The organism is Staphylococcus schleiferi (assembly GCF_025558325.1).
Classification (GTDB): Bacteria; Bacillota; Bacilli; order Staphylococcales; family Staphylococcaceae; genus Staphylococcus; species Staphylococcus schleiferi.
The window spans coordinates 880008-905982 of the sequence record NZ_CP094712.1; the positions used below are offsets into that span (position 1 = coordinate 880008).

At 34.0% G+C, this 25975-nt stretch carries 27 protein-coding genes; 16 read left to right on the forward strand and 11 right to left on the reverse strand.

All coding sequences use genetic code 11. The features are described from left to right. Positions 1-20: 20 nt before the first annotated feature. Together MUA40_RS03960 and MUA40_RS03965 are read left to right on the forward strand one after the other, a co-directional pair. Positions 21-245 (forward strand): sulfurtransferase TusA family protein, encoded by a 225-nt coding sequence (locus MUA40_RS03960; protein ID WP_016425578.1) that lies wholly within the window; start codon positions 21-23, stop codon positions 243-245. A 398-nt stretch (positions 246-643) separates the two neighbouring features. Beyond that, positions 644-2131: a sucrose-6-phosphate hydrolase gene (locus MUA40_RS03965; protein ID WP_016425577.1), complete on the forward strand. Its 1488-nt coding sequence runs from the start codon at positions 644-646 to the stop codon at positions 2129-2131. Between the two features lie 57 nt (positions 2132-2188). On the opposite strand, the gene agrA is transcribed toward MUA40_RS03965, so the two are convergent. From agrA to MUA40_RS03985, 4 genes are read right to left on the reverse strand one after another with little or no spacing between them, the layout of a single operon-like run. Beyond that, on the reverse strand, positions 2189-2905 hold the full coding sequence (agrA, locus tag MUA40_RS03970; protein ID WP_126496535.1) for a quorum-sensing response regulator AgrA: 717 nt from the start codon (positions 2903-2905) through the stop codon (positions 2189-2191). Positions 2906-2919: 14 nt separating this feature from the next. After that, positions 2920-4212, reverse strand: coding sequence for a quorum-sensing sensor histidine kinase AgrC (gene agrC, locus MUA40_RS03975; RefSeq protein WP_016425575.1), 1293 nt, complete (start codon positions 4210-4212; stop codon positions 2920-2922). Positions 4213-4235: 23 nt separating this feature from the next. Continuing rightward, a complete protein-coding gene (gene agrD, locus MUA40_RS03980; RefSeq protein ID WP_016425574.1) occupies positions 4236-4373 on the reverse strand; it encodes a cyclic lactone autoinducer peptide AgrD in 138 nt (45 codons plus the stop codon). Between the two features lie 2 nt (positions 4374-4375). After that, on the reverse strand, positions 4376-4942 hold the full coding sequence (locus MUA40_RS03985) for an accessory gene regulator AgrB (RefSeq protein WP_167732715.1): 567 nt from the start codon (positions 4940-4942) through the stop codon (positions 4376-4378). Between the two features lie 406 nt (positions 4943-5348). Here MUA40_RS03985 and MUA40_RS12115 point away from each other — a divergent pair, with 406 nt between their 5' ends. Further along, positions 5349-5429 (forward strand): delta-lysin family phenol-soluble modulin, encoded by an 81-nt coding sequence (locus tag MUA40_RS12115; RefSeq protein ID WP_154840309.1) that lies wholly within the window; start codon positions 5349-5351, stop codon positions 5427-5429. Positions 5430-5670: 241 nt separating this feature from the next. Here MUA40_RS12115 and MUA40_RS03990 read toward each other — a convergent pair whose 3' ends face one another. Then, a complete protein-coding gene (locus MUA40_RS03990; RefSeq protein WP_262569921.1) occupies positions 5671-6474 on the reverse strand; it encodes a carbon-nitrogen family hydrolase in 804 nt (267 codons plus the stop codon). Positions 6475-6639: 165 nt separating this feature from the next. Between MUA40_RS03990 and MUA40_RS03995 the strand changes: the two genes are divergently transcribed. Next, the gene (locus MUA40_RS03995; RefSeq protein WP_016425571.1) at positions 6640-8148 is read left to right on the forward strand and encodes an SdrH family protein; all 1509 of its coding nucleotides are present in this window, start codon (positions 6640-6642) and stop codon (positions 8146-8148) included. 111 nt (positions 8149-8259) lie between these two features. Here MUA40_RS03995 and mroQ read toward each other — a convergent pair whose 3' ends face one another. Next, the gene (gene mroQ, locus MUA40_RS04000) at positions 8260-9012 is read right to left on the reverse strand and encodes an intramembrane glutamic endopeptidase MroQ (protein WP_016425570.1); all 753 of its coding nucleotides are present in this window, start codon (positions 9010-9012) and stop codon (positions 8260-8262) included. 204 nt (positions 9013-9216) lie between these two features. Here mroQ and groES point away from each other — a divergent pair, with 204 nt between their 5' ends. The 5 genes from groES (at position 9217) to MUA40_RS04025 (ending at position 14259) form a co-directional block, all read left to right on the forward strand. After that, the gene (gene groES / locus MUA40_RS04005) at positions 9217-9501 is read left to right on the forward strand and encodes a co-chaperone GroES (protein WP_016425569.1); all 285 of its coding nucleotides are present in this window, start codon (positions 9217-9219) and stop codon (positions 9499-9501) included. Between the two features lie 45 nt (positions 9502-9546). After that, complete coding sequence (gene groL, locus MUA40_RS04010; protein WP_126496285.1) at positions 9547-11166, forward strand: chaperonin GroEL; 1620 nt, start codon at positions 9547-9549, stop codon at positions 11164-11166. Between the two features lie 419 nt (positions 11167-11585). Beyond that, positions 11586-11792, forward strand: coding sequence for a hypothetical protein (locus tag MUA40_RS04015; protein ID WP_262570075.1), 207 nt, complete (start codon positions 11586-11588; stop codon positions 11790-11792). An 827-nt stretch (positions 11793-12619) separates the two neighbouring features. After that, the gene (locus MUA40_RS04020) at positions 12620-13447 is read left to right on the forward strand and encodes a MetQ/NlpA family ABC transporter substrate-binding protein (protein WP_016425567.1); all 828 of its coding nucleotides are present in this window, start codon (positions 12620-12622) and stop codon (positions 13445-13447) included. A gap of 5 nt (positions 13448-13452) precedes the next feature. Next, on the forward strand, positions 13453-14259 hold the full coding sequence (locus MUA40_RS04025) for a MetQ/NlpA family ABC transporter substrate-binding protein (RefSeq protein ID WP_016425566.1): 807 nt from the start codon (positions 13453-13455) through the stop codon (positions 14257-14259). Between the two features lie 152 nt (positions 14260-14411). On the opposite strand, the gene MUA40_RS04030 is transcribed toward MUA40_RS04025, so the two are convergent. From MUA40_RS04030 to MUA40_RS04045, 4 genes are all read right to left on the reverse strand, one after another. Further along, the gene (locus MUA40_RS04030; protein WP_167732714.1) at positions 14412-15659 is read right to left on the reverse strand and encodes an acetylornithine deacetylase; all 1248 of its coding nucleotides are present in this window, start codon (positions 15657-15659) and stop codon (positions 14412-14414) included. Continuing rightward, on the reverse strand, positions 15652-16164 hold the full coding sequence (locus MUA40_RS04035) for a methylated-DNA--[protein]-cysteine S-methyltransferase (protein ID WP_016425564.1): 513 nt from the start codon (positions 16162-16164) through the stop codon (positions 15652-15654). Before MUA40_RS04035 ends, MUA40_RS04030 begins: the two co-directional genes overlap by 8 nt. A gap of 23 nt (positions 16165-16187) precedes the next feature. Continuing rightward, complete coding sequence (locus MUA40_RS04040; protein ID WP_016425563.1) at positions 16188-17009, reverse strand: SPL family radical SAM protein; 822 nt, start codon at positions 17007-17009, stop codon at positions 16188-16190. Between the two features lie 65 nt (positions 17010-17074). After that, positions 17075-18361 carry an aminotransferase class I/II-fold pyridoxal phosphate-dependent enzyme gene (locus MUA40_RS04045; protein ID WP_016425562.1) on the reverse strand — a complete coding sequence of 429 codons (1287 nt, stop codon included), beginning with the start codon at positions 18359-18361 and terminating at the stop codon, positions 17075-17077. A gap of 219 nt (positions 18362-18580) precedes the next feature. Here MUA40_RS04045 and MUA40_RS12120 point away from each other — a divergent pair, with 219 nt between their 5' ends. The 7 genes from MUA40_RS12120 to MUA40_RS04075 all read left to right on the forward strand — a co-directional run bounded on the left by MUA40_RS12120 (position 18581) and on the right by MUA40_RS04075 (position 25194). Next, positions 18581-18724, forward strand: coding sequence for a Trp-rich small protein (locus MUA40_RS12120; RefSeq protein WP_194373700.1), 144 nt, complete (start codon positions 18581-18583; stop codon positions 18722-18724). Positions 18725-18937: 213 nt separating this feature from the next. Beyond that, on the forward strand, positions 18938-19114 hold the full coding sequence (locus tag MUA40_RS04050) for an SE1626 family protein (RefSeq protein WP_016425560.1): 177 nt from the start codon (positions 18938-18940) through the stop codon (positions 19112-19114). Between the two features lie 703 nt (positions 19115-19817). Continuing rightward, positions 19818-20693 (forward strand): phenol-soluble modulin export ABC transporter ATP-binding protein PmtC, encoded by an 876-nt coding sequence (gene pmtC / locus MUA40_RS04055; protein WP_016425559.1) that lies wholly within the window; start codon positions 19818-19820, stop codon positions 20691-20693. Next, on the forward strand, positions 20690-21418 hold the full coding sequence (pmtD, locus tag MUA40_RS04060) for a phenol-soluble modulin export ABC transporter permease subunit PmtD (protein WP_016425558.1): 729 nt from the start codon (positions 20690-20692) through the stop codon (positions 21416-21418). The genes pmtC and pmtD overlap by 4 nt, the downstream gene beginning before the upstream one ends. Positions 21419-21575: 157 nt before the next feature. Further along, positions 21576-22253, forward strand: a complete 678-nt coding sequence (locus MUA40_RS04065; protein WP_016425557.1) for a GntR family transcriptional regulator — start codon at positions 21576-21578, stop codon at positions 22251-22253. A 22-nt stretch (positions 22254-22275) separates the two neighbouring features. After that, entirely contained in the window at positions 22276-23820 is a 1545-nt protein-coding gene (gntK, locus tag MUA40_RS04070) for a gluconokinase (protein ID WP_167732713.1), read from the forward strand. Positions 23821-23832: 12 nt separating this feature from the next. After that, entirely contained in the window at positions 23833-25194 is a 1362-nt protein-coding gene (locus MUA40_RS04075) for a gluconate:H+ symporter (protein ID WP_167732712.1), read from the forward strand. A 215-nt stretch (positions 25195-25409) separates the two neighbouring features. Here MUA40_RS04075 and MUA40_RS04080 read toward each other — a convergent pair whose 3' ends face one another. Continuing rightward, the gene (locus MUA40_RS04080; RefSeq protein ID WP_016425554.1) at positions 25410-25967 is read right to left on the reverse strand and encodes a thioredoxin family protein; all 558 of its coding nucleotides are present in this window, start codon (positions 25965-25967) and stop codon (positions 25410-25412) included. Positions 25968-25975 lie beyond the last annotated feature (8 nt).

Consider the following 25975-nt stretch of genomic DNA (forward strand, 5'->3'; position numbering starts at 1 on the left):
GAAACGAAAGGAGCTTCACAATGTTATATGAACTCGGAACGGTGGGTATGGTTTGTCCATTTCCTTTAATTGAAGCACAAAAAAAGATGGAAGAATTAGCACTAGGCGATGAACTGAAAATTGACTTTGACTGTACACAAGCTACAGAGGCTATTCCCAATTGGGCAGCAGAGCAAAATTATCCAGTGACTGAATTTGAACAAGTAGATCATGCGTCTTGGACGATTACGATTCAAAAGGCCTAAAAGATAGCACGATCAATAATAGTTGAATAATCTATATGTTAAAAAGCAGTTGGGGTGTGACTCAGCTGCTTTTTGTACGATATTGTAGTTTAAAATATTAAGATAAAGCAATATAAAAGGGTCTAAGGTCTTAATTTTAGGACATGCTTAAACATTTTTATGATAAAATAGCTACTGAGATCATATGGAGGAGCTAAGGTGGGGACAGCTTACTTTTCCAATGCAAATTAAAATCATGATGCTCAAATGTAGCGTCTTTTTTAATTTTACATAACTCTAACATGTTTAATGCGTCGTATCATATTAACAGCAAATTATCAAAATAGGTGCAAGGTTTGGTTTTATATGTGACAACAGGTGGCATATATGATCAGCAGTATGAGATAAGGAGGATACTTATGGAACAATGGAGTCGCGAAATGCGATATCGTAAATATGAGGAAGTAGATGAAAAGGAAATTTTAGCATTACAGGAAAAAGTAAAGTCTTCTCCATATCGTCAAATTTTTCATATTCAACCACCTACAGGATTACTCAGTCATCCGAGTGGTTTAATTTTTTTTAAAGGCCAATATTATATCGCACATCAGTGGTTTCCTTTAGGACCAGTAGAGGGCTTAAAATATTGGAGACAAGTAACAAGTGAAAACTTAGTGACTTTCAAAGATAAGGGTACGGTTTTACGTCCTGATCAGACATATGACAGTCATGGCGTACTTAGCGGTAGTGCATTTTCTTATCAGTCATCGCTTTATTATATGTATACTGCAAGCCATAGAGATGAAAATTGGGAGCCTGAAAATAGCCAAGTCATTGCTAAAGTACAAGGCGATGGAACAGTAGAAAAATTATCTCCATCAGCAATCAGTACGCCACCTGAAGGTTATACACAGCAGTTTAGTGATCCGAAAGTATTTGAAAAAGGAGATCAATTATATGCTGTGATTGGTGCACAACGTGAAGACTTAACAGGTTGTCTTCTCATGTATGTCGCAAATCAACCAGAAGGACCTTGGCATTTTAAAGGTGAAATTAAAACACAATTACAGAACTTTGGGCATACGTGGACTTCACCAGACTATTTTCAAATTCATGGAAAAGACATTTTACTATTCTGCACTGAAGGTGTGGAATCTGACCCATATCAAAATAACCATTTAAGTGGCTATATTGTAGGAACATTAGATTTTGAAACACTCGTATTCGAACATGGTGATTTTCAAGAATTAGATGCAGGTTTTGATTTTTATGCACCTCAAACGATGGAGGATGAAGCGGGGAGACGCGTTTTAATAGGATGGATGGGTTTACCTGATGTAGAGTACCCAACAGATGCCGATGGTTGGGCACACTGTCTTACACTCCCTCGAACATTGACTATTGAAAATCAAATGTTGAAACAAAAACCTCATATGCATTTGAGAAAATTGCGCAGTAACGAAGAATCAGCACTAGGCTATGCTAATAAATTTATTAAACAGCTCCACCCCTATGAAGGGGTCCAGTATGAACTGGTTGTTGATATTTTAGAAAACGAATCCTCTGCTTTTGAATTACAGTTACGCGCTTCTAGTCATGAAGCGACAGTCATTCGTTATGAGACAGCAACGAAAGAAGTCATACTCGAGCGTTTTGACAGTGGTGCACTACCATTTCCGGTAGAAGGAACATCAAGAAGTACACGTTTGAACTCAGAGTTAAAACAATTACGTATATTTGTAGATACATCGAGTATTGAAATTTTTTGCAACGAAGGTGAACGTGTGTTAACTTCACGCATTTTCCCGAAAACTACATCGAATAAAATTAAAGTCGTTACGGATTCGGGTCAAGTCTATTTAAAAATGACTAAATTTGATATTGCGACAGAAATACCAGAAGAATAATCTAGAAATGAACACAAGGCAATAAAAAAACAAGCAGGTGATTTTTTTCCTGCTTGTTTATATTTTCTTTAAATTACGTACTGAAACATAACAAAACTCTTCATTTTTAAAATATGCAATGCGTTCTTTAGAATCTACACTACTTATGTTATGTCTGTTGAGTACAAAACTATTATGACATCTAAAAAAGCGATCATCAATTTGCGCTAATTCTTTAAGATTGCCATAAAATTCAATTTGACGATTATCTAAATGTGCAATCAAACGATGTGATTTAGGTGATGATTCAAAAAACATCACATCATCATATTGAACATAAACAGAATTGCTGCCGCGTTTCAGTTCTAACGTTTCAACAGTTTTATCTTTCGTTAATAAATCTAAGCGTTTTAATGCAGTTTCTAAACAATCAACAATTCGTGTACGTAATTCTTCAGGATCGTCTTTAAAAATAAAATCCATCGCTGCAACTTTGTACACAAATGTCAAATAAGTCAATTCTGTATGGCTTGTTACAAAAATGATATTACCAACAGGGTCATGCTTACGAATCTCACTTCCGAGTTTAATCCCGTTAATATCAGATTCTAATTGGATATCTAGAAAATAACAGCCAATATCACTCATGTTTTTAGAAGCTTCTAACACTTCATATGGATTATCTGTAGCAATTTCGATTTCCATAGGTTTTTCTTCAATCATGATATAGTTCTCAATAATGGATACCATGCGCTCACGTTGTTTTGGATCGTCTTCACAAATCAATATTTTCATAGTTACGCACATCCTTAATCATCATCGTTCATGACCTCAATTTTTTGTATAAAATATTGGTTTTCAATCGTTGTATCAAGCAAAACATTCTCTGTCTTATCTGTAATTTCTTTCAAAGTCGATAAACCGATACCGCGATTTTTCCCTTTCGTTGAAAAGCCTTCTTGGAAGAGGGTATGTAATTTTGGCATATTTTTTGGCGCTTTGTTCATGATAATAATTAAAACAGAATTCTCTGTTTTAATGAATGCAATTTGAATCATTGGGTCTTCAACCGTCAATGAAGCTTCGATTGCATTGTCCATGATAATACCTAAAACACGACTCAAATCAATAATTTCCATATTAATAGATGAAATCTCATCAGCAACTTCAACGCTAATTTCGATATTATTTTCTTGAGCTGATAAAATTTTAGTAGTGATAACGCCTTTAATTTCGCGCACTTTTAACTTCTCAATCCCATTTAATTTTAAAGAATTTGTTTCAAAATGTCCTTTTAGGGGATTAATATTTTTATGATAATACTCTTTCAGACCTTCTAGATCATCTTCACGCAAGTACTCAGACATTGTTGCTAAAATATTAATGTAATCATGACGGAACTTGCGCATTCGATTATTAACCTTTTCCATTTCTAATGTGTATTTATAATAATCTTCTGCCTCTTGTTTTTTGTGTTGGTATCCGATTTCTCGAGATATCGTTAATGTTGTCATTATGAAAATAATTGTAAAAGCCAATAATAATACAAAATACACAATGCCAAATGTTTTTAATTCATTAATAGAACTTGCTGATTTAGGCATTTGATAGAAGAATATATAAATACCAACTGTTAAAAATAAAATTAAAATAGTTAAATAAAATCTATTTAAGTGAAGCCACGAAAGTTTGAACTTGTTAAATATAACAACAAACAAAATAGCAAAAAAATAACAAAAAATAGTGTAGAATACTATATAAATAATAAACCCAGCGTTAGTACTAATACCATGATTAATAAAAAACGCAAAAACAAGTACGCCTAGAAAATTGCTAACAATTAATACTAGTATAGTTACTAATACTGTTATAATACCCATAATTTTTTGTCGTTTATAGTAAAATACAAAAAATCCAATCACTAAGTAAAATAAACTATTTTGACCAAAAACAAAGTAAAAAACAAGCGAGGGACCTACAATTCCTAATAAAATAAGAATGTAATCCCTTTTTGTATATCTATATTTTGGAATAATACTCGTGATTGAAGTAAATATAATTGTTTGAAATACAATAATTATTGTTGAGATTATTGGATTCAATGTTTATACACGCTTTCCACATTTTATTCTTCTTCTTCTAAAAGTTCATCAGGGATTTCAGGTTCGTAAAAATATCCGATACAAAGTGGATATTTAGCATAAGTACTAATAGAAGCAAAGACATTAGTTAAAAGTTTTAAAAGTGAGTCTAGAAATTTCATAATTAAATTTCCTCCTTATTATTAAATATAGGTAATAACGTTATGGACTGCAATGTAACTGCATAAGTAATTAGCTTGTCAAATGGTGACGGAAAAAATAATGATAATACAAGTAATATTGTTGCAGTAATAATTGATTTAATCTTAAGTCCTTTTATTTTACTTTGCTTTATAGGTTTCTTCTGAGTTGCTGCTGGTGCAAATATAACAACAATAAACCATCCTATTACACTTAAGCATAACAAATAAATAAATGGAATGTCATATTGGATGATTATCCATGGTATAAGAACGAAAGATAGAATATTTTGAACATGGCACATAAGTGAACTTTCTGCATGTGCACCATGAGAAAAAATTCTTAATATAAGAAAAATAATATGAACGAAGAGCGTGTATAAAAAAATATTTAACAGGAGTGCAAGACCGTAAGTTACAATGCCTTTAAATAAATTAATCGCCACTATCTGCATGCCTAACCGTACTTTCAAAAATTCAATATGACTAAGATTTTGATGTGCTTGTAACTTTCGTGCAAGTCTTTCAATGACGTCATCTATAATGTGCAAATAGCCTTCCTCCTTAACTACATTATAAATTACATTTAATGTATTAATACATTTTTTGCCTAACTGTTCATTTTATATTCCTAACTGTAGTTTTTATAAAATATATATGTATATTACCATAAATATTAAACAGTTAAGAAGTAAAAATGATAACTTAGGCAATAATTAACACAATTTTATAAAGCCATGTTCTAATATATATAGAATCACAACAGTGATTTGGTAAAGTCATTTTGTTTTAATCATTTTAATTGTGGATTTTAAAGTGATTTAAACAAATTGTACCGAATTAAGTTAAAGTCAGAACATCTTAGTTTATGTATTCTTCGCTCAGCTTACATAACTAAGGCTGCAACAATCTATTAAAGTCTTTGGAATTTATTTATAATTAAGGAGGTGCACTACAATGGCAGGAGATATCATTAGTACTATCTTAGATTTCGTTAAACTTATTGCAGAAACAGTTAAAAAATTCACTAATAAATAATAGTATTTTTTAAGTGCTGTTATTATCTTTTTCCTTACTTAGGCTGAAGTAAAAAGTAAAAGTTAGGTTTCTATTTAAGAAGCCATTGTAGCAATATTAATAATCGGTAAATTCACTAAATTTTTTCATAATTAATAACATCCCCAATTAATTGAATAGAATAACTGTAAATTAAACATTCCCTTAATATGGATAAAACAGGCGAGTCCCTCCCAAACTCGCCTGTTTTTTTGTATTCATTTTATTCACTTCGCGTTGCGTATTTGTAAATGCTTGGTCTTATGTTGTCGAATACTGGTATAGCTTTTCTTTGTTCGGTTACAAGATTTAAATCTAATTCGACTGTTAAAACCGCTTCTTGTGCATCTGCTTCCTCTATAATTTGTCCATTTGGATCAATCACCATCGAATGTCCGGCATACGTTGTTTTACCATCATTTCCTGAACCATTAACCGCAACGACATACATATCATTTTCAACTGCTCTAGCTTGTAGTAACTGTCTCCAATGTGAAAGACGAACATCTGGCCATTGGGCGACATAAAAAATAATATTTGCACCTGTTGCAGCAGGGTAGCGACTTAATTCTGGAAATCTTAAGTCATAACAAATAATTTGAGAAACTTTTGTACCGTCTGTTAAGGTATAAACGTAAGGAACGTTTTGTCCGTCAGCTAAGTAATCAGGTTCATCTAACATGGGAACGAGATGGATTTTGTCATATTCATAGATTTTCTCGCCCGCTTGATTCACAGCAAATGCAGTGTTAAAAACGGCGTTATTCTTTTTGTTTGAGACAGAACCGGCAATAATATCGACTTGATACTGTTGTGCTAATTTTTTTATAAATGGGTAACTTTGTGCTAATTCATTATCTGCTTTTGTTTGTAATTCTGAGAGTGCATAGCCATTGTTCCACATTTCAGGTAGTACAATGACATCTGTATTAGACTTAATGTGTTTTTCAAACAATGATGCAATTTTTTCTTGGTTTTTTTCAGCGTCTACAGGAACAACATTAAATTGAAAAAGTTGGATTTTCATGATCAATTCTCCTCACTTCAATCTTTACTATATATTTTACTAAAGTTAGAAATTTTAAACAAAGTGAGTCTTGTATGCAATTCTATTTCAATAAGGATGGAATTAAGAGAGGATTTTGTATATACTGTCTTTTACGAGCAACTTTAAAAATAGGAGTTGATGTCGATGTCTGGACGTAAAGTGCCTAGTTTTAGGAAAGTGATTACTAAAACAGGGGTCTACACGATGGGATTATTGTGTTTAACCCAACCACTTTTAAATGTAAATGCGCACGCGTATGCGATGACAGATGATGCTCAATCTCATTCTAATGCGTATTTAAGTGAAAGCGGACTGTACAATGAAACGACATTACTAAATAAAGAAACAACAAACAAAGAAAATCAATCTTTACAAAATAACAATGTAAATCATCAATATACTGCGACACCTTCCTCAACACAGGAAAGTTATAATCGCATTGGAAAATCAAATTCTGTGCCTGTTACAAATGTACAAGCACCAACAATAAATAAGAAAGAATCGGAACAATTAAAATCCGAAACTCAACAAGAAAATGAACATGCATCGTCATCAAACAATGCTTCTCAAGAGGAAACACAGAGCGAGGAATCTCAGCAAAATGGTAATAATGGAGGCAACGAACATCCTGCACCCATAAAACCTGAGAATCATACGCAACCATCCGATCAAGGTCAAACGTCACCTCAAGGTGGAGAAACACCTCCTAAAGATGAAACAGGGGATTCATCTCAAGATGGCAATTTACCTTCAAAACCAGATCATGAATCGCCAGATAAAGATGATAAGCCGTCAGACTCAGACCAACAACCGCCTAAACATGACGATAAACCATCAGATTCGGATCAACGACCACCTAAGCATGATGATAAGCCACCAGCTTCAGATCAACAGTCTGACCAAGGACAAAAGCCTAAACCAAAGCCTGATACGCCAAAACCAGAAGATAGTAATACGCAAGGTGGAAACGGAGGAGCCTCAACAAGTCATCCGAACTATCCATCACATCAAAATGGACCGGCGCAACCCAACACGAATGGTCAGTTTCCGTATCCAAACATTCCACATTACCAACCTAATGGGACAGCCGATCATTTTATACCTAAAAATCAAGCAAGTAACAATCAATCAAACAATGATTTCTATCAACGTTATTCAAAATTGATTGGTACGGGTTATAAGTATAATCCATTATTTACAGAACAAATAGAGAATCTTAAGCAAACTGGAAATTTGGCTGATTTCAGTGTTCAACAGCTCAATCAGAAGCAACAGTTTTTAAATAATAGTTATTTAAATCAGTTACAAAAAAATTCGGATTACTTTAGATTTCAATATTTTAATCCGTTATCAACACAAAAATATTATAATAATCTCGATAAACAAGTTTTAGCGTTAATTACAGGTAAAGTTGGCTCTATGCCAGATTTAAAAAAGCCATCAGATAAAACAGTTGAAAACGATCATCAACAAGATAAAGTTGAAAAAATTGAGCAACATGGTGAAAACTTAACAGAAAAGAATATGAATAATGAAGATACTGATACGAAACATACGTTTAGTTTGAAGTCAATCTCATTGGTAGGCGCATTGTCAGTAGGTTGTGTTAGTATAATTAGCTATATATTATGGCGTAGAAGACATCATATTTAAATATTGAATAAAAAAGAGATGAAGCTCAAAATGAACTTCATCTCTTTTTCAATATTACTTTACTAACAAGTAAAAAGATTGATTAGTGCGAGTATCAATATGTGAGATTAATCATAAGAAGTGAATGACAAATAATTGAATGAATTGAACTTGTTTCATCGCATCTTCTAATAGCTTTTCAGGCATTGTTAGCTGGATTAAAGCGACAAGGCCATTTTGAGCCATGTGAATACCGATTGAAACACTTAAACGTTTTGTGTAAATATAAAAGGCAGAAAATATGACACCCATAACAAAATAAACAAGTAAATGTGAAAAATCCATATGTGCAACGGCAAATAATAATGAACTTATTGTCGTTGCGATTAAAAATTTAATCGTTTTATTTGCTCGAATGGCGTTATAGATTTCACCGAATAGCACTTTTCTAAAAACAAATTCTTCTAGTAAAGGGCCAATGATAGCAATTAAAATAATCATAATAGGCATTTCGCGTGCAACTTTTAAAATTCTAAAAGTATTTTCACTTACTGGATTGGTACCAAAAATAAGAACACTTAATACATTCACGATAATTTGTGCAAAATAGACAATCCCTAAACCAGCCAATATCCATGGGATAATATAACGTTTCTTCTCTTTTTGTTCTAATTCAAACTTAAGTTTATTTTTAACAGTATATTGCATCACTAAAATAATAATTGCTGCACATAAAAAAGCAATCAATTGGATGTAAATGGTTTGGTGCAAAGCGGTTGTACGATGTTGTGTATCTATCCATCCTAAAGCGTTTGCGAAAGTAGGTGTGAATAATGCAAGTATGTAAAATACAACCGTTAATATAGAAACTAAAATACGATTCATTTTATTCCTCCATTCAATGCTATCATTTTATCATAGATAGAAAAATAGCGCCGAATTACATAGTTATAAAGCGAAAAAGTTATGATTTAACCGAGATAAACTTATCGCTTGAATTTTTGACCAAATTTGATTATTATAGAAATGTATTAGCACTTAAGAACTTGAAGTGCTAAATTTATGTTCAACATAAGGAGGCACAAACACATGCTTAGACCATTAGGAAACCGTGTGGTTATTGAGAAAAAAGAGCAAGAACAAACAACGAAAAGTGGTATTGTTCTCACTGATTCTGCGAAAGAAAAATCAAATGAAGGTGAAATCGTTGCTGTAGGTCCAGGACGCATTTTAGAAAATGGGGAACGTTTAAAACCTGAATTGAATGTGGGTGACCGTGTTGTGTTTCAACAATATGCAGGTACTGAAATTAAAAGAAACGATACAAAATACTTAGTGTTAAGTGAAGACGAAATTTTAGCAGTTATTGAATAATAGATAAATAAAACAGATGAATATTAAACAACGGAGGGACTCTGAATGGCAAAAGAATTAAAATTCTCTGAAGATGCACGTCAAGCGATGTTACGTGGTGTAGATAAACTTGCAAATGCTGTAAAAGTAACAATCGGACCAAAAGGACGTAATGTCGTATTAGACAAAGAATTTACAGCACCTTTAATTACTAACGATGGGGTAACAATCGCTAAAGAAATCGAATTAGAAGATCCATATGAAAACATGGGTGCAAAATTAGTACAAGAAGTTGCAAATAAAACGAATGAAATAGCTGGTGACGGTACAACAACAGCGACTGTTTTAGCACAAGCTATGATTCAAGAAGGACTTAAAAATGTAACAAGTGGCGCAAACCCAGTAGGTATCCGTCAAGGTATTGATAAAGCGGTAGCTGTAGCGATTGAAGCACTTCATAATATTTCTCAAAAAGTAGAAAATAAAGAAGAAATCGCGCAAGTAGGTGCTATTTCTGCAGCTGATGAAGAAGTAGGTCGTTATATTTCTGAAGCTATGGAAAAAGTAGGTAATGACGGTGTTATCTCTATTGAAGAATCAAGCGGTTTTAATACTGAATTAGATGTAGTGGAAGGTATGCAATTCGATCGTGGATACCAATCTCCATATATGGTTACTGATTCGGATAAAATGACTGCTGAGTTAGAAAAACCTTATATTTTAATCACGGATAAAAAAATCTCATCTTTCCAAGATATCCTACCTTTATTAGAGCAAATCGTTCAATCTAATCGCCCAATTTTAATTGTTGCTGATGAAGTTGAAGGCGACGCTTTAACAAACTTAGTATTGAACCGTATGCGTGGTACATTTACTGCCGTTGCAGTAAAAGCACCAGGATTTGGTGACCGTAGAAAAGCGATGTTAGAAGATTTAGCTATCTTAACAGGTGCTCAAGTCATCACTGACGATCTTGGTTTAGAATTAAAAGAAGCTACAATCGATATGTTAGGTACAGCAAGCAAAGTTGAAGTCACTAAAGACAACACAACTGTTGTTGATGGTGACGGAGATTCAGCAAATATCGATGCACGTGTAAACCAAATTAAAGCACAAATTGAAGAAACTGATTCTGATTTTGACCGTGAAAAATTACAAGAGCGCCTTGCTAAATTAGCAGGTGGTGTTGCTGTAATTAAAGTAGGTGCTGCTTCAGAAACAGAATTAAAAGAACGTAAATTACGTATTGAAGATGCATTGAACTCAACACGCGCTGCGGTAGAAGAAGGTATTGTAGCAGGTGGTGGTACAGCATTAATGAATATCTTCAAAAATGTTGAAGAAATTGATGCAGAAGGCGACGAAGCTACAGGTGTCAATATCGTATTAAAAGCTTTACAAGCCCCAGTACGCCAAATTGCGGAAAACGCTGGTTTAGAAGGTTCTGTCATCGTAGAAAGAATGAAAAATGCAGAACCAGGTGTAGGTTATAATGCAGCAACAGATGAATGGGTCAATATGTTAGAAGCTGGTATCGTGGATCCAACTAAAGTGACACGTTCAGCATTACAACATGCTGCGAGCGTTGCTGCAATGTTCCTTACTACAGAAGCGGTAGTCGCAAATATACCTGAAGAAAAAGGAAATGACATGCCACAAATGGGCGGCATGCCAGGTATGATGTAAAATCACTTATGAATATTGATTTGACGGCGTTTGTAAACTCTATATGACATAATAATGACATAAAAATCCAAAAAAATAAAAATGCCCTTCAACTCAGATGAACTAAACGGACATTTAAAATAATTATTTTGAGACGTTTTCCAAAGACGATTGAACTATTGGGAAGCGTCTTTTTTAGGTTTTATGTCAAATAGAACTGGCAGTTAAATCACCAGTCTCATTTAGCATAGAAACTAAATTAAAAAGACTGTGCGTCATAAAAGCTCGAACTTGTGGCACGGAAAGTGAAGTATAATTTAACTTTATTTGTATTTCCGCTTTGTTAGATTTAAACTTTAAAGAACCAATTATTTCAAAAAAGCGAGTCTTATAATGACAAAAAACAAGCTTTAATTTTAGGTTGCGGAGGTCATTATGGTATAGCTTTTCATTTAGGTGTCCTTAAGGGTTTAGATGATAAAAAGATATTTTTAGAGGACTCTGATTATGTAGTGGGTACTTCTGCTGGTTCGCAAGTGAGTACGACAATAACATCATATTCCATGGAACATCCAGATGTGATTGATGATGTTGATAAAGTTATCATCTTTTCAACGAATCTACCTATACCGTGCCATATGAACTAGATAAACTAATAGATAAAATGAAGTCTAAAAGTAAATAAGTTTTTGTAGTAAAACCAAATAATTCGGTTGTAGAAATATTAAAAAAATACGGGTTTAATACGATGAATCCTGATTTGCGAGAAGATATTGCTAATGCTGCTTTACAGCAAGGTCATCATATTGCTAGTGAGTTAGAAGAATTTTTAAAATAATGCTTATAAAGTTAAAACATACTAAACAGAGAGCAGACTGTAATTTAAACTATATATAGAAATTTAAAAACAAAATTGTTTTGCTAGTATCCTTATAGGTGTTTTACTGACAGCCATCTTTTTACTCCATTCTTCCGTAATTTGCAATTTATTTTCGCACTAAAAATTCTATTAATAAAGGCGTTTTCCAAGAGTTTTGTTAGCTTTTGGTGACGCCTTTTTTATGTATTTAAACTATTGCTGTTGAAAGTGCTTATGAAGTAAATCGTGGTTTTCATTACACACACCTCTTACTAAATGGTTTTATTTTATTTTTAACATTTATGCATCTTAAACAAAGAAATGGCCTTTAATAAATATTATGACTAAGTAATCACTAGAAACAAATAGATCATAAAAGTAAACGTATTTTTATAATCATTTTTGAAGTACTTTGTCTATAAAAACGTTTAGATTCTAAATGATTTATGTTACTCAATGATGAAGAATATAACCCTTAACACTGCATGCTCTACCATTTAATTTGATTCAAATTATCATTTAAACTGAATTAAAAACATATTGACTTTAAGGTTTAAAATGCTATTATATTTATAAAACCGATAAGAATAATAAGAATTAAAGGGGTGGAGTCATTTGAAGCGATTTTTATATGTTTTGATTATAGGATTTATCGTTATATCTGTGGCTGGCTGTGGTAAGTCTGACTCAGATAGTAACAGTGATAAAAAATTTACTATTGGGTTTGGTGTGGGGACTTATGAAGAGCAATTTAGAAAAGGAATCTTACCTATTCTTCAAAAAGAAGGTTACGATGTAAAAATTAAAACTTTTTCTCAAAATGATCAAGTTGATCCAGCTTTGGTTGATGAAGAAATTGATGCTACGGTTCATCAAAGTCGGGCTTATATGAATAGTATGAACAAAAAGTTAAATGGAGAAATGATTGTGAACAATCACGTACCGACTGCACCACAATCGATTTGGTCGACGAAACATCATTCTCTAGATGACGTTAAAGATGGTCAAACGATAGCCGTACCTAATGATCCAGTGAACCAAGAACGCGCATTTAGAATTTTGGAAAAGCTAAAATGGGTGAAAATTGATAAAGATGCGGGAACGGTCAATTTCAATGTTAAAAGTGTAAAACCCGATCGTTATCATTTAAAGTTTAAAGAGATTCATTCTGCACAAGTTTTACGTTCCTTAGATGATGTAGATTATGGTATCGTCAATGGAAACTATATTGCAGATGCGCATAAGGTTATCGCAGATGGTTTGATTGTGGAAAAAACGCCAGAACAGCACAAAGTTGTACTGACCATTAATAAAAAAGATCAAAATAAGGCGTGGGCAAAAGCACTTAAAAAAGCATATTACTCAGATGAATTTAAAACTTGGTATGAAAAGCAAAATAAATATAAAGGCTTTATTACACCAAAAGAATGGAATGAGGGGTAAGTGCAATGAGAAAAAATTTATTTCTATTACTGACTTTGCTTTTGTCTTTGATTTTAGTTGCTTGCGGTCATGAAGAGAAAGATAAAAAGGAAATTACAGTTGCCACATCACCTGGACCGTACAGTGAACTCTTTTTAAAAGGAATAAAGCCTGAATTAGAAAAGAAAGGTTATACGGTTAAAAACAAAGATTTTACGGAGTTACTGCAAGCAGACGTTGCTCTGCAGGAAGGTAGTGTTGACGTGAACGTGGATCAACATAAGGCCTATATGGATACTTTTAATCAAGAAAGAGATGCAAATTTAACGAATATCACCAAAATACCAACTGTTCCAACTCAAATCTTTTCGAAACGACATACTTCTTTAGAAGAAATAAAAGAAGGGGACACAATTGCGATTCCGCAAGACCCTTCAAATGCTTCGCGTGCATTTCGTTTATTAGAAAAAGCGGGATGGATTGAAATAGATGCTAAAAAGAACGATATTACTATTACTAAAAAAGATATTATAAAAAATCCTAAACATCTCAATATTAAGGAGATGAATTCTGCAAGTATTCCAAGAGTTTTAGATGATGTCGACTATGGCGTTATTCCTGGTTCAATTGTTTACGCTTCTCATTTAGATGCTTCAAAAGGATTATTAAAAGAAGATTTGATTAATGATTTATATTTACAAGTTGTTGTGAACGAAAAAAATAAAGATCAGCAATGGGTGAAAGACATTGAAAAAGCTTATCATTCTAAAGAATTTAAAAAAGTGCTAGCAAAAGAGAATAAAGATGGTTATTGGATTGTTCCAGAAAAATAGTGTTTTAGATTGAAATATAAACGATTTAGAAAGACAAAAATGAAAATTGGACAATTAAGGATAAGATAAATGATTTAAGGAAGTATAATAATTATAAAGCGTATGATATGAGCGTGTTGTTCATATCATACGCTATTTTAATGTTTAGCATGCTATTGTTCGCTAGTTGCTTTGACTGGATTTTTATACCAGCTTTTCAAAAAGTGATAAAGCACTTCTGTATAATCTTCAAGTGATTTGATTTCAATTTTTTCGTTTGTTCCATGTGCTTCATTTAATTCTCCGGGTCCATATAAAATGGTTGGGATGCCAAAATCTGCTGTCCAACCGCCATCTGTAACAGTGGTACTCATCGTTGATTGAAGCGGGGCTTGATGAATTTTTTCATGTGCCAGTTCCAGTAAATGGTAGCCCGGATGGTTAACGGGAAGGGTAAAGCTAGGGAATATTTCTCCTTTATCTTCTATCATTGAATTGCCACCCCATTCAAACTGAAGTGGGTGGTGTTGCAGCCATAAATCACTTTCTGCAACTTTATTTAAATAGGTTTCAACTTCATTAATAATATCATCATAATTTTCGTGAGGTAGAAAATGCACAGTAATCCAAAGTTTACATTGATCCGCAATAAATGCGGGATGACGTCCACCTTCAATGACTGCTGGATTAATCGTATTGGCACCACTTGGCATACCGGGATAAGATTTCGTCACAGCCCAATGACGCTCAAGTTCTTGTAACGCTTGAATGATTTTCACCATTTTTTCAATGGCACTGGCGCCATGACGACCACCGCCAGCATGTATAATATGACTCCGAGCACCATCATGGATTGTGACATCACTTTGTATCGTAATCCATCCGGTAATCACGCCACCTTGTCCCATTGCGATAGATTCGCTTGTATCTAGGACGAGTGCTAAATCAGCTTTCGGTGAATGCTCACACGCAATTTTAGTTCCTGCTTCGCCTACTTCTTCACCGACAACTGATTGAACTATGATATCTCCTTCAGGCTGAACGCCATCTTGATAAAGGCGTTCAAGGTTATAAAATAACGCAGACATACCACCTTTCATATCGGCGACACCTCTTCCATACAAATAACCCTCTTTTTCAACAAGTTCAAATGGATTTGTATGCCAAAATGTTTCGCTTTCAACTTCTGCAACATCTACATGTCCATTCAATATGAGTTTTGGGGCCTGTTCATTTTTGCCTTTTAATGTGGCAACAATAATTTCATCATTGTCGTAAAAAGGGATTTGTGTTGTGTCGAATCCTATCGATTTAAGCCATTCTGCAATCTTTTGTTGAAGGGGTTTTGTATTTCTTGCGGGTGGGCTGACAGTAGGTGCTGCAATAAGTGCTGCTAATATTTCAAATTGTCTTTTATTCATTCAAATGACCCTCCAATGTTAATAAACGTATTTTTCTGTTTAATCCACTGTTGAAGCCACCCAACTGGCCATCCTTTCTAATGACCCTGTGACACGGGATGATAATAGATACAGGATTAAGACCAATTGCTGAAGCCACGGCACGGGTACTTTTAGGATGTCTCATCATTTGAGCAATGTCCCCGTAACTTACTTTATTTCCATAAGGGAGTTGTTGTAAGGTACGCCAAACTTTTTGTTGGAAAGGGGTGCCGATTTCAAATGATATTGGCGTTTTAAATGATTGACAGTGTCCGTGAAAATAACTTTCTAATTCGTGAGCAAGTTGATCAATTAAATCATGTTGAGAGCGGTGTATCAACTTATGCTGCCCATTTAATTTGTTCAATAACGTTTGGTAGTCTTTCGAGTCATTAAAAGCTAAACCAACTAATTTATCATGAGCGTTAACAATTGCGGTCATGACGCCAAGTGGTGTGTGTAGATGTTGATAATAATATGACAAGTTGTTTCATCTCCGTTCAGTAATTAGAATTCAGTCGGTTTAAAACCATCAACACTAACTGAAATATGTGTTTTAGAAAAGCGAGATTGCATCAATTTCAATACATATTGATAGGCGTCAGGTTGATACCAATCTTCTAAATGTAATGCTTGATACATATGACGCATACCTAATGATTCAGTTCTACGACCATTTGACCCATCGCCCATAAAGTAATCATCTATTGTGACATAATCTGTATAATGCGCTAAGATTTCAGGAAAGTTTGTCGTACAAGGTAAAAGAGGTGCCACAGCGACTTGCGTTGGGATACCTGCCTGACGTAATTTTTTGAGCGCATTGAATCTTGATTGAATGCTAGGTGCTTGTGGTGTGAAATAACGCACCATATCTTCTCGGTCTGTCTCAATGGTCATACTTACAATAAATCGACCGGGATAGGTTTTTAAAATGTCGATATCACGTTGGATGAGTGGGCTACGTGTTTGAATAAATAAAAAGTCAGGTGGATGACTGGCCATTGATGTGAGTAGTATTCTTGTAATTTCGTATTTCTTTTCAAGCGGCTGGTAAGGATCTGTTGAAGAGGACATAAAAATCGTCACGGGTCCTTTTCTTTTAGCACGTTGTAACTCATTTTGAAATTGATGGTTAACGTTATTTTTAACTGTCACCCAATCACCCCAATTTTTACCAGAAAATAACGAGATTGGCGACTTCCTCACATAACAATACGAACACGCATATTGGCAGCCCATATATGGATTGAGCGTATGCGTATAATCCTTTAGGAATCCACTTGCTTTTGTTAAAAATTGTTTAGGTTGTTTGACATTGATTTCCATTGCAACCCCCAAATTTGATAAAAAAGACAGGAAACATTGTAAGAGATGTCCCTGTCTATAGTTGATTATTGTAACGCTTTAATTGCTTCTGCTATTGAGTTGAAAACATGTGATAAATCATCTTTTTCGATACAACTAAAGGCGACACGAATATCTGTGTCATTTAAAGCAATGATACCAATTGAATAATGTTCGATGAGGTGTAATCTTAATTGTTCTGGGTCAACACCATTTACTTTAAGTGCCATGAAATAGCCGGAGTTAAAGTCGTAAGGTTGCCATAGTGATTTAAAAGCATCTTGATAAACGATTTCCTTAGTCACTTCGTAACGTTCTTTAAGTGTATCGATATTTTCTTGAATTTCTTGATCAAAATTAGCTTTGTTTTTTAGTGCGTGTTGTACTGCCGCTTGCGTTGGTGAAGCACCGCTAGAAATATTGCTACGGATTAATCCTTTCATTTTAGCTTCTAACACTTCTTTTGTTGTGTCATTAGAAAGACCGAATGTAAGGAAACCTACACGGAATCCCCATGCGAAAAATTCTTTCGTCGCGCCGTCTAAACGAACGGGTAATACACGAGAATTGTTGAGTTGTGTCAATGCTGTGAAGATAGATTGTGTATACACATCTTCATAAAATAAGCCATAATATGCATCATCAACTATTGTCACAACATTCACGCCACGACGTCCTAAGTCATCAATGGCTTTAACAATGGCTTTAACTTCACTCTCAGTAGGGGTATAACCTGTTGGATTGTTAGGGTAGTTGAGTACCATGATGACTTTGTCTTGATTAATTTGATTAAGTGTATTCACAAGTTCAGTTGTTGTGAAGTGACCCTGTTCATCAAAAATAGGGTAAGTATTGATTTCTGCTTGATGACGCACACCAAAAACAAGTTTGTAGTTCCCCCAGTTATGCGTTGGAAGTAAAACCGTATCTCCGGGATTTACAAAAAGGTCGCCAACCAAAGAAAGCCCGTGTGTAAGTGCGTTAGTGACTATCGGTAAACTTATCGCATCAGCAGAAAGATCAGGATTTTCTTTCAACATTTTTTGTTGCCAAAGCTCACGTAACTCACCTAAACCTTGGGGAGGCGCATATGAAAAAACTTCGTCTGTATTAAGCTCATTAAACATACTGTAGAGTGACTCAGTGTATAATTTCCCCTTAGAATTTGTTGCCATTCCAATCGTTGCATTATACTGCGTAGATTTTGCTTCAGCAGATTGCGTTAAAATGCCTTTTGGATAATACATGTTTTTCCCTAAATCAGAAAGCATATCTAAAATAATAGGTTGATTCTCTGTTAATTGTTCATTCAATTGCAGCGCTAAAGGGTTCATCTCATTTCGACCTCTTTCTTAAAATTCATAATATATATGTCTATCATACAGTGAAAAGTTATAAATTTAAAGTTACAGTTAGTGTGGGTTTAAAAAAATTAAATACCAAAACAGAACACACGTTCGCTATTTTGTGTTAAAATAAATTTAGCCACCTTTCCCTACATTTTTGGTGCTAAAAATAAAAATGGCTTCGCAAAGTAGGAGGTGTTCTTAATCATGCAGTGGACAGAGTTTTTAATGTCATTAATCACTTGTGGTATTTTAATTATTTTTAGATGTTGGTTTGAGTCTAAATGGCGACAATATGATCACCATTCAGACGATGAGGATGACGAAACTACCTCAAAAACCAAAAAGTAAAGTATTTAAAAAGCCCCAAGCTTGCGGCAACAAGTTTGGGGTTCTTAATCATGTGTGGATACAACTTTATATTAGCATGTGTGATATTTTGAAGCAAACAATATAATGATGAATTAAAAGTAGTTACAAACTTAACTATAAGTCAAATAAACGATTGACAAATAAATTGGCTTTTTCTAAAGTGAAATCAATGAATAAAAAGAGGTGAAATGATTGAAACATCTAACTAAAATATTTGTAGTGATTGCACTCATCATTTTTATTTTAGGTATTATTTTACAATTTATAAATCAAGAAGGTGCAGCGATTAAATTATTCGTTGCAACGATTTTATTTATGATTTGTGCTTTTATTAGTCGGAATAATGATCGTAAAAAGCAACAAAAGTAAGGCCATTTTTAAAATAATCCATTCAAATTCTCATAATAGCTTGTTGCATTTAGCATCAATGCAATCTAATGTTGTCAAAAATGACTGTGAAGTCAAATACTATAGCACTTGATAGTCATTTTGACCCTCCTACTTGTGTCATTCAGCACTAAGACGCTACTTTACCTTTCTGCTATTTGCTTTCCAATTACCAATCATTAACACTGTCAATAATTGATTTTAAGTCTTATTAAAATGACTTAATCATATGGTATCAAAAAAGTTAATCTTTTAAATTTAGCCTTAACACAAAAGTAATAACAATCAAATAAATGAGGTTCATTGTAAAAATGATGTAAAAATGAGCTCGAATCCTATCTATCAGTAGAAAAAATATGTCACAATATAGGGGAAGACTTTAATATTTTGTTGATATTATATATAAGAAGAATTAATTATTCTTTCAGTTTATTTGTCAACTTTGCTATTATTGTCATAATTTGGGTATGTTAAATAAAAGTAATTTAAATTGAAAAGATATTGTTTTCATTTTAAATGAGCAGAGAATTTTTTTGAGCGAAATCAAAGAAATAATATATAATAGAATCTAAATGATATTACGATTTAATTTATCATTTTGTCTTATTCATTATAAATGTTATTGTTGAAAGAGACGTTTATTATTTTAACTAAAAGCTTTTAGAGATGGTAGGAGGGCATGTGAATGGAGTTAAAGCAGATTACAAAGCGTTATAACAACAATACTGTCATCGATCAAATTGATTTTACTTTTAATGATAGTCATATTGTTGGTCTTATAGGAAAAAACGGTGTAGGTAAAACGACACTTATGAAAATTATGAACGGTAATATTATTAATTATTCGGGTGAAGTCAAAACCTCAAGTGATGAGCGTATTGGTTATTTAATTGAACATCCTAAACTTTATGATAATAAGACAGGATTGTATAACTTAAAACTTTTCGCTCAAGTGTTAGGGAAAGGCTTTGATAAACAATATACAGATGAAATTGTTAAAGCTTTTGGCATGGAATCTTATATTAAGAAAAAAGTGAAAAAGTATTCAATGGGGATGAAACAAAAATTAGCAATTGCAGTTTCTTTAATGAATAAACCGAAATATTTAATATTGGATGAGCCAACAAATGGGATGGACCCAGACGGTTCCATCGATGTTTTAAAAACAATTCAACAACTTGTAAAACAATTAGATATGAAGATTTTAATATCTAGTCATAAATTAGAAGATATAGAATTAATTTGTGATCGTGCTGTTTTCTTAAGAGATGGTCACTTTGTTCAAGATGTCGATATGTCAAATGGTCAATCTGCAAATCAAACGATTGTCAAAGTTGATTCAAAAGACTTTGAAGAAGCCCTTTACTATTTAACAGATCATTTTAAAGTAGCACAATCACACAAAGATTCAGGAGAAATTATTTTGAATGCGCAAAGTAATTATCAAGCGTTTTTAGAAGGTTTAGCACAAAAACAAATATTTCCAACGTATATTGAAACAAGAAAAATTTCATTGCGTGACACATACTTTAATATTAATCAACGAGGTGACGAACAATGAGAATATTGCAATTAGTTAAATTCGATATGATTAGCATATTGAAGAGTCCACTTACATATTTAGCGATTATTTTGGGTGTCGCACCGCTGATTACTACAATGGCAATCCTTGTTACGCACGATAAACCTGTCAATGCGAATACACTTTTTAGTGTGGGGAAATGGTTCTTTTCGTTAATTGGTTTACTATTTGTAATCAAAACGATTACACGTGATAGTGGTCAAGGCACAATTCAACTCTTTTTGAATCACTATCGAAATCGCGTTGGTTATTTTATTGCAAAATGTTGTTCAATCGCGCTTATTTCAATAATTACAACTGCTGTTGTTTTAATCGTGACATATTTAATTCAATGGACAACCAAAGGCGAAGAACTTAATAATCAGAATATATGGAAGTTGCTTGTCTTTTATTTAATTCTTTTCTTTGTGTATGGTTTACTGTTATTTTTAATTAATTTAATTGTTCAAAAACCAGCACTAGTCTATACATTAGGTATTTTACTGTTGCTTATATTACCAGTCATGAAACCATTTATTCCGTTGATTCCTGTCATCGGGGATGATATTCAAAAATCGTTGAAATACATTCCGTTTAGCTATTTAAGTGAAAAATCTTTAGACAGTGGGTTAACTTTTTCAAACTGGCAATGGTTTATCAATGCGGCATCCATCGTCGTATTATTTATTGCTAATTTTCTTTTAATTAGTAAGAAAGATATCTAAAATCATCTATTTAAAATAGAAAGCGATATAAATTGTAAATGAGATTGAGATCTAAGCATGTTTTAGATTTCAATCTTATTTTTTAGTTTTACATAGAAAGCGTTTACAAAAAGGAGGATTTAGACTAGAATACTTGTATACAAGTTGAGGTGATCGAATGGAATTTCCAAAAAAATGGTTAACAGAAGTATCAAAAGGCGAAGCAATCGCGGCACAAATACGCCTTGATATTATTAACGGGGATCGCTCAGCAGAACAGATTTTAACTGAAAATCAAGTGGCTGCTGAATTTCATGTGAGTCGTTCACCTGTTAGAGATGCATTTAAAATTTTAAAACAAGAGCGCTTGATTCGCTTAGAACGTATGGGAGCAGAAATTGTGCCTTTTACAGAGCAGCAACGACAGGAATTGACGGATATACGGTTAATGATTGAATCATTTGCTTTTACAAAGGTCGTTCAACGTGATGATTTGGATACAATTGTGCGAGCGATGTATCAAGCGCTTGAAATGATGAAAGTAAGCTTGAAGTTTGAAGATGCGATAAGCTTTACGGAAAATGATTTAAACTTCCATGAAACTATGGTACGGGCATGTGAACATCATTATTTAACACACTTATGGAAACAAATGAAGCCGACAATGCTTTGTATGATTTATATCAGTATGCAGCGCAGAATGGACACAAATGTCATCGATTTTAAGCGAATTATTACGAACCATGAACTCTTTGTAAAAGCCATTGAAGCACAAGATAGAAAAAAGATGTATCAAGCATTTGAGCTGAATTTTAAAGATTTAAATGATGATATCGGTGCTTTTTGGGCACAGTAGTGAGAGAAAGGAGCATGAAAATATGAAAGATTTTATGATGGGTGTAGATATTGGTACGACGAGCACAAAAGCGGTCTTATATCGTACGAATGGACGTATACAATTAAAAAAACAAATTGAATACCCATTACTGACACCTGAAGTAGATATTTCTGAACAAGATCCGGAAGTGATTTTTAAAGCAGTGATTGAAACGATACAGTCCGTTTTAATTGAAAGTGAAGTTTCGAGTGAAGACGTTGCATTTATTTCATTCAGCGCACAAATGCACAGTCTTTTACTTATTGATGAAAATAACCAACCTTTAACAAACAGTATGACATGGGCAGACAATCGTGCTCGTTTTGCTACTGAAGACTTGCGTAAGCATTATGAGGGCCATGAGATTTATAAACGTACAGGCACGCCACTTCATGCGATGTCACCACTTTCTAAACTGTGGTGGTTAAAAAATGAGTCTCTAGATCTTTTTAATCAAGCACGTTACTTTGTAGATATTAAGTCATATGTATTATTCAGATTAACTGGAGAATGGGTGATGGATGAATCTATTGCTTCAGCCACAGGGCTCTATCATTTGAAAAATAGAGATTGGGACGCATCCGTTTTAGATTTACTAAATATCTCAGCTTCCCAACTACCACGATTGGTAGAAACTACCAAAGTATTAACTATAGAAAATAATTTTACTGTCCAACAACTTGGTCTTTCAATTCAAACACCGATTGTTGTTGGGGCGAGCGATGGCGTTCTTTCTAATTTAGGTGTCAATAGTATAGAAAAAGGAGAAGTCGCCATCACGATTGGGACATCGGGTGCAATACGAACGGTAGTTGACCATCCAGTTATAGATGAAAAGGGACGTATATTTTGCTATGTCCTTGATGAACATCATTATGTTATTGGAGGACCCGTTAATAATGGTGGTGTTGTGTTGAAATGGTTAAGAGACGAGTTGCTTGCCAGTGAAATTGAAACAGCAAAGCGACTCGGAATTGATACATACGATGTCATGTCCCGTATTGCACAAACTGTGCCGCCCGGTTCAAATGGTTTACTTTTTCATCCTTATCTGACAGGTGAACGCGCGCCGTTGTGGGATTCTAATGCGCGAGGCTCTTTTATTGGTCTAACGTTGTCACATAAAAAAGAGCATATGATACGCGCTGTAATGGAAGGTGTCTTGTTTAATCTTTACACAGTATTTTTAGCTTTAGTTGAAGTCATGGAGGAAGTCCCTCAAAAAATTAAGGCGACAGGTGGATTTTCAAAAAGTCATTTATGGAGACAAATGATGGCTGATATTTTTGATTGTACAGTAGAAATTCCTAAAAGTTATGAGAGTTCATGTCTCGGCGCTTGTGTTTTAGGTTTAAAAGCGCTCAATCATATTGAAGATTATTCTATCGTTGAAACATGGATGGGCGCTACCCACCAACATGTCCCTCATGATAAGAATGTCAATCTCTATCAAGAATTAGCATCTGCTTTTATACAGATTAGTCGTGATTTGAATTATGCTTATCAAACTTTATCTCAATTTCAAAATCAGTTAAAAGATAAATAGGGAGGGAACACAATGTTACATGAATTTTGGCCACTAATCAGCGTCTTCATCGGTATCATCGTTTTATTATTACTCATTATGCAATTCCAATTAAATACTTTTATTGCGCTTATTATTACAGCCATGTTGACGGGTATTTTACTAGGAATGCCATACAATAAAATTGTAACAACTATTGAAGCGGGCATAGGCGGAACTTTAGGTCATATTGCTTTAATATTTGGTTTAGGCGCAATGTTAGGTAAATTATTAGCGGACGGTGGTGGGGCGACACAAATCGCCGACACCCTCATTGCAAAGTTAGGTAAAAAATATGTGCAATGGGCGATGGTGATTGCATCTTTTATGATTGGAATTGCTTTATTTTTTGAAGTCGGACTCGTTTTATTAATTCCGTTAGTTTTTACCATTGCTAAACGAATGAATGTATCTCAATTAAAAATGGGCTTACCCATGGTTACAGCACTTTCTGTTACACATGGCTTTTTGCCTCCGCATCCAGGGCCAGTTGTTATTGCTAAAGAGTTAAATGCACCTATTGGGAAAGTGCTCCTTTATGGCTTTATCATTGCAATACCAGTCACTTTGATTGCTGGACCACTATTCGTAAAGATTGCACCTTATTTGTCGCGAAGTGCTTTTGAAAGAGAAGGAGATATATCATCACTCGGTGCAACCAAGTCCTTTGAAGATGAAAAATTGCCCAATTTTGCATTGAGTACATTTACAGCGCTGTTACCGGTTCTTTTAATGTTATTTGCTACCATTTGGCAATTAGTGACAGGTCATGAGTCAGGACCGAAAAACCACCTAGAAAGAATCATATATTTTGTAGGGAATGCAGGTACCGCCATGTTAATAGCAGTGATATTTGCAATCTTTAGTATGGGAATTTTGCGTGGTAAGTCGACTAAACAGGTCATGAATACGTTGACAGAAGCGATTTATCCAATTGGCATGATGCTGCTTATCATTGGCGCTGGTGGTGCGTTCAAGCAAATTTTAATTGATGGTGGTGTAGGTGGTGCCGTTGAGCATATTTTTACGGATGTTCGCATATCACCCATTTTACTCGCTTGGTTAGTGGCGGCACTACTGAGACTGGCACTTGGTTCAGCGACAGTTGCGGCAATTTCGACAACAGGAATCATCTTACCCTTATTGCAAACGACAGACGTGAATTTAGCATTAGTTGTGTTAGCAATAGGAGCAGGCAGTATCTTTTGTTCACATGTGAATGACGCAGGATTTTGGATGTTTAAAGAATATTTTGGACTGACTGTAAAAGAAACATTTTTAACATGGTCACTTGTCGAAACCATTATTTCTGTGAGCGGCTTAGGATTTGTTTATCTCATGAGTGTTATCATCTAATAAAAGTGAGGTTATCCAAAAAGGGTTATAAGCGGAATAACAATTAAAAAAGGTAGAATCAATTAAAAATGAAAGATAATATTAAGATTATTTAACAACGATGCCTCGAATTGAGAACGGTTTGGTTAAACGTATACTCGATTCGAGGCGTTAGTTTTTTGAAACCTTCAGTGCATTAAATCCATCATCATGTCCGAACATGTGAGTGATTATATTTAAATAAGTCGAGATAAGATAGATTCATAGACTTCATTCCAAAACGAAGGATCTGTCGCATAACGATTATGAATCGTTTGATGGACTTCTTTTTGTTTATCATCAAAACTTGGATCATTTTTATCAGGTAAATATTCCGAACGGACTTGTTCTACAAATTTTTGAACTGTGTGTGCACGCGGGCCCCATACCGCTTTTTGTTCAAAATTCTCATTCATAAAAATGTAAATGGGTATTGAACGTGATTTACCATTGGTTAAATATTGGTCGATGAGATCTGTATTCTCATCTCGATAAAAAGCGCGCACTTCTAAATCTGCACCCTCAGCGATATGCTTTAGAATTGCATTATTCATCATAGCGTCACCGCACCAATCTTCTGTAATGACAAGAACATAACGATAACCTTTTTCTTTAAGTTGCTCAATGCGACTATCGTTTGAAGGTAATTCAAATTGATGATAAATCGATTGGAGTTCGGACTGATTTTGAGACATGTCTTGAATATACTGATCGAAAGGTTTAGATTGTGCGTAATATGTTTTTAAATGTGCCATAATAACCC

What these genes read in the sequence shown, in the direction of transcription:
- MUA40_RS04040 (WP_016425563.1), bottom strand. Translation starts at nt 17,009, where the DNA reads ATGGAAATCAATGTCAAACAACCTAAACAATTTTTAACAAAAGCAAGT.
- MUA40_RS12120 (WP_194373700.1), top strand. Translation starts at nt 18,581, where the DNA reads ATGCAGTGGACAGAGTTTTTAATGTCATTAATCACTTGTGGTATTTTA.
- agrD (WP_016425574.1), bottom strand. Translation starts at nt 4,373, where the DNA reads ATGAAATTTCTAGACTCACTTTTAAAACTTTTAACTAATGTCTTTGCT.
- groL (WP_126496285.1), top strand. Translation starts at nt 9,547, where the DNA reads ATGGCAAAAGAATTAAAATTCTCTGAAGATGCACGTCAAGCGATGTTA.
- MUA40_RS04045 (WP_016425562.1), bottom strand. Translation starts at nt 18,361, where the DNA reads ATGAACCCTTTAGCGCTGCAATTGAATGAACAATTAACAGAGAATCAA.
- MUA40_RS04080 (WP_016425554.1), bottom strand. Translation starts at nt 25,967, where the DNA reads ATGGCACATTTAAAAACATATTACGCACAATCTAAACCTTTCGATCAG.
- MUA40_RS03960 (WP_016425578.1), top strand. Translation starts at nt 21, where the DNA reads ATGTTATATGAACTCGGAACGGTGGGTATGGTTTGTCCATTTCCTTTA.
- mroQ (WP_016425570.1), bottom strand. Translation starts at nt 9,012, where the DNA reads ATGAATCGTATTTTAGTTTCTATATTAACGGTTGTATTTTACATACTT.
- MUA40_RS04065 (WP_016425557.1), top strand. Translation starts at nt 21,576, where the DNA reads ATGGAATTTCCAAAAAAATGGTTAACAGAAGTATCAAAAGGCGAAGCA.
- MUA40_RS03965 (WP_016425577.1), top strand. Translation starts at nt 644, where the DNA reads ATGGAACAATGGAGTCGCGAAATGCGATATCGTAAATATGAGGAAGTA.
- MUA40_RS04075 (WP_167732712.1), top strand. Translation starts at nt 23,833, where the DNA reads ATGTTACATGAATTTTGGCCACTAATCAGCGTCTTCATCGGTATCATC.
- groES (WP_016425569.1), top strand. Translation starts at nt 9,217, where the DNA reads ATGCTTAGACCATTAGGAAACCGTGTGGTTATTGAGAAAAAAGAGCAA.
- pmtD (WP_016425558.1), top strand. Translation starts at nt 20,690, where the DNA reads ATGAGAATATTGCAATTAGTTAAATTCGATATGATTAGCATATTGAAG.
- pmtC (WP_016425559.1), top strand. Translation starts at nt 19,818, where the DNA reads ATGGAGTTAAAGCAGATTACAAAGCGTTATAACAACAATACTGTCATC.
- MUA40_RS04030 (WP_167732714.1), bottom strand. Translation starts at nt 15,659, where the DNA reads ATGAATAAAAGACAATTTGAAATATTAGCAGCACTTATTGCAGCACCT.
- MUA40_RS03990 (WP_262569921.1), bottom strand. Translation starts at nt 6,474, where the DNA reads ATGAAAATCCAACTTTTTCAATTTAATGTTGTTCCTGTAGACGCTGAA.
- agrA (WP_126496535.1), bottom strand. Translation starts at nt 2,905, where the DNA reads ATGAAAATATTGATTTGTGAAGACGATCCAAAACAACGTGAGCGCATG.
- MUA40_RS12115 (WP_154840309.1), top strand. Translation starts at nt 5,349, where the DNA reads ATGGCAGGAGATATCATTAGTACTATCTTAGATTTCGTTAAACTTATT.
- MUA40_RS04025 (WP_016425566.1), top strand. Translation starts at nt 13,453, where the DNA reads ATGAGAAAAAATTTATTTCTATTACTGACTTTGCTTTTGTCTTTGATT.
- MUA40_RS03995 (WP_016425571.1), top strand. Translation starts at nt 6,640, where the DNA reads ATGTCTGGACGTAAAGTGCCTAGTTTTAGGAAAGTGATTACTAAAACA.
- gntK (WP_167732713.1), top strand. Translation starts at nt 22,276, where the DNA reads ATGAAAGATTTTATGATGGGTGTAGATATTGGTACGACGAGCACAAAA.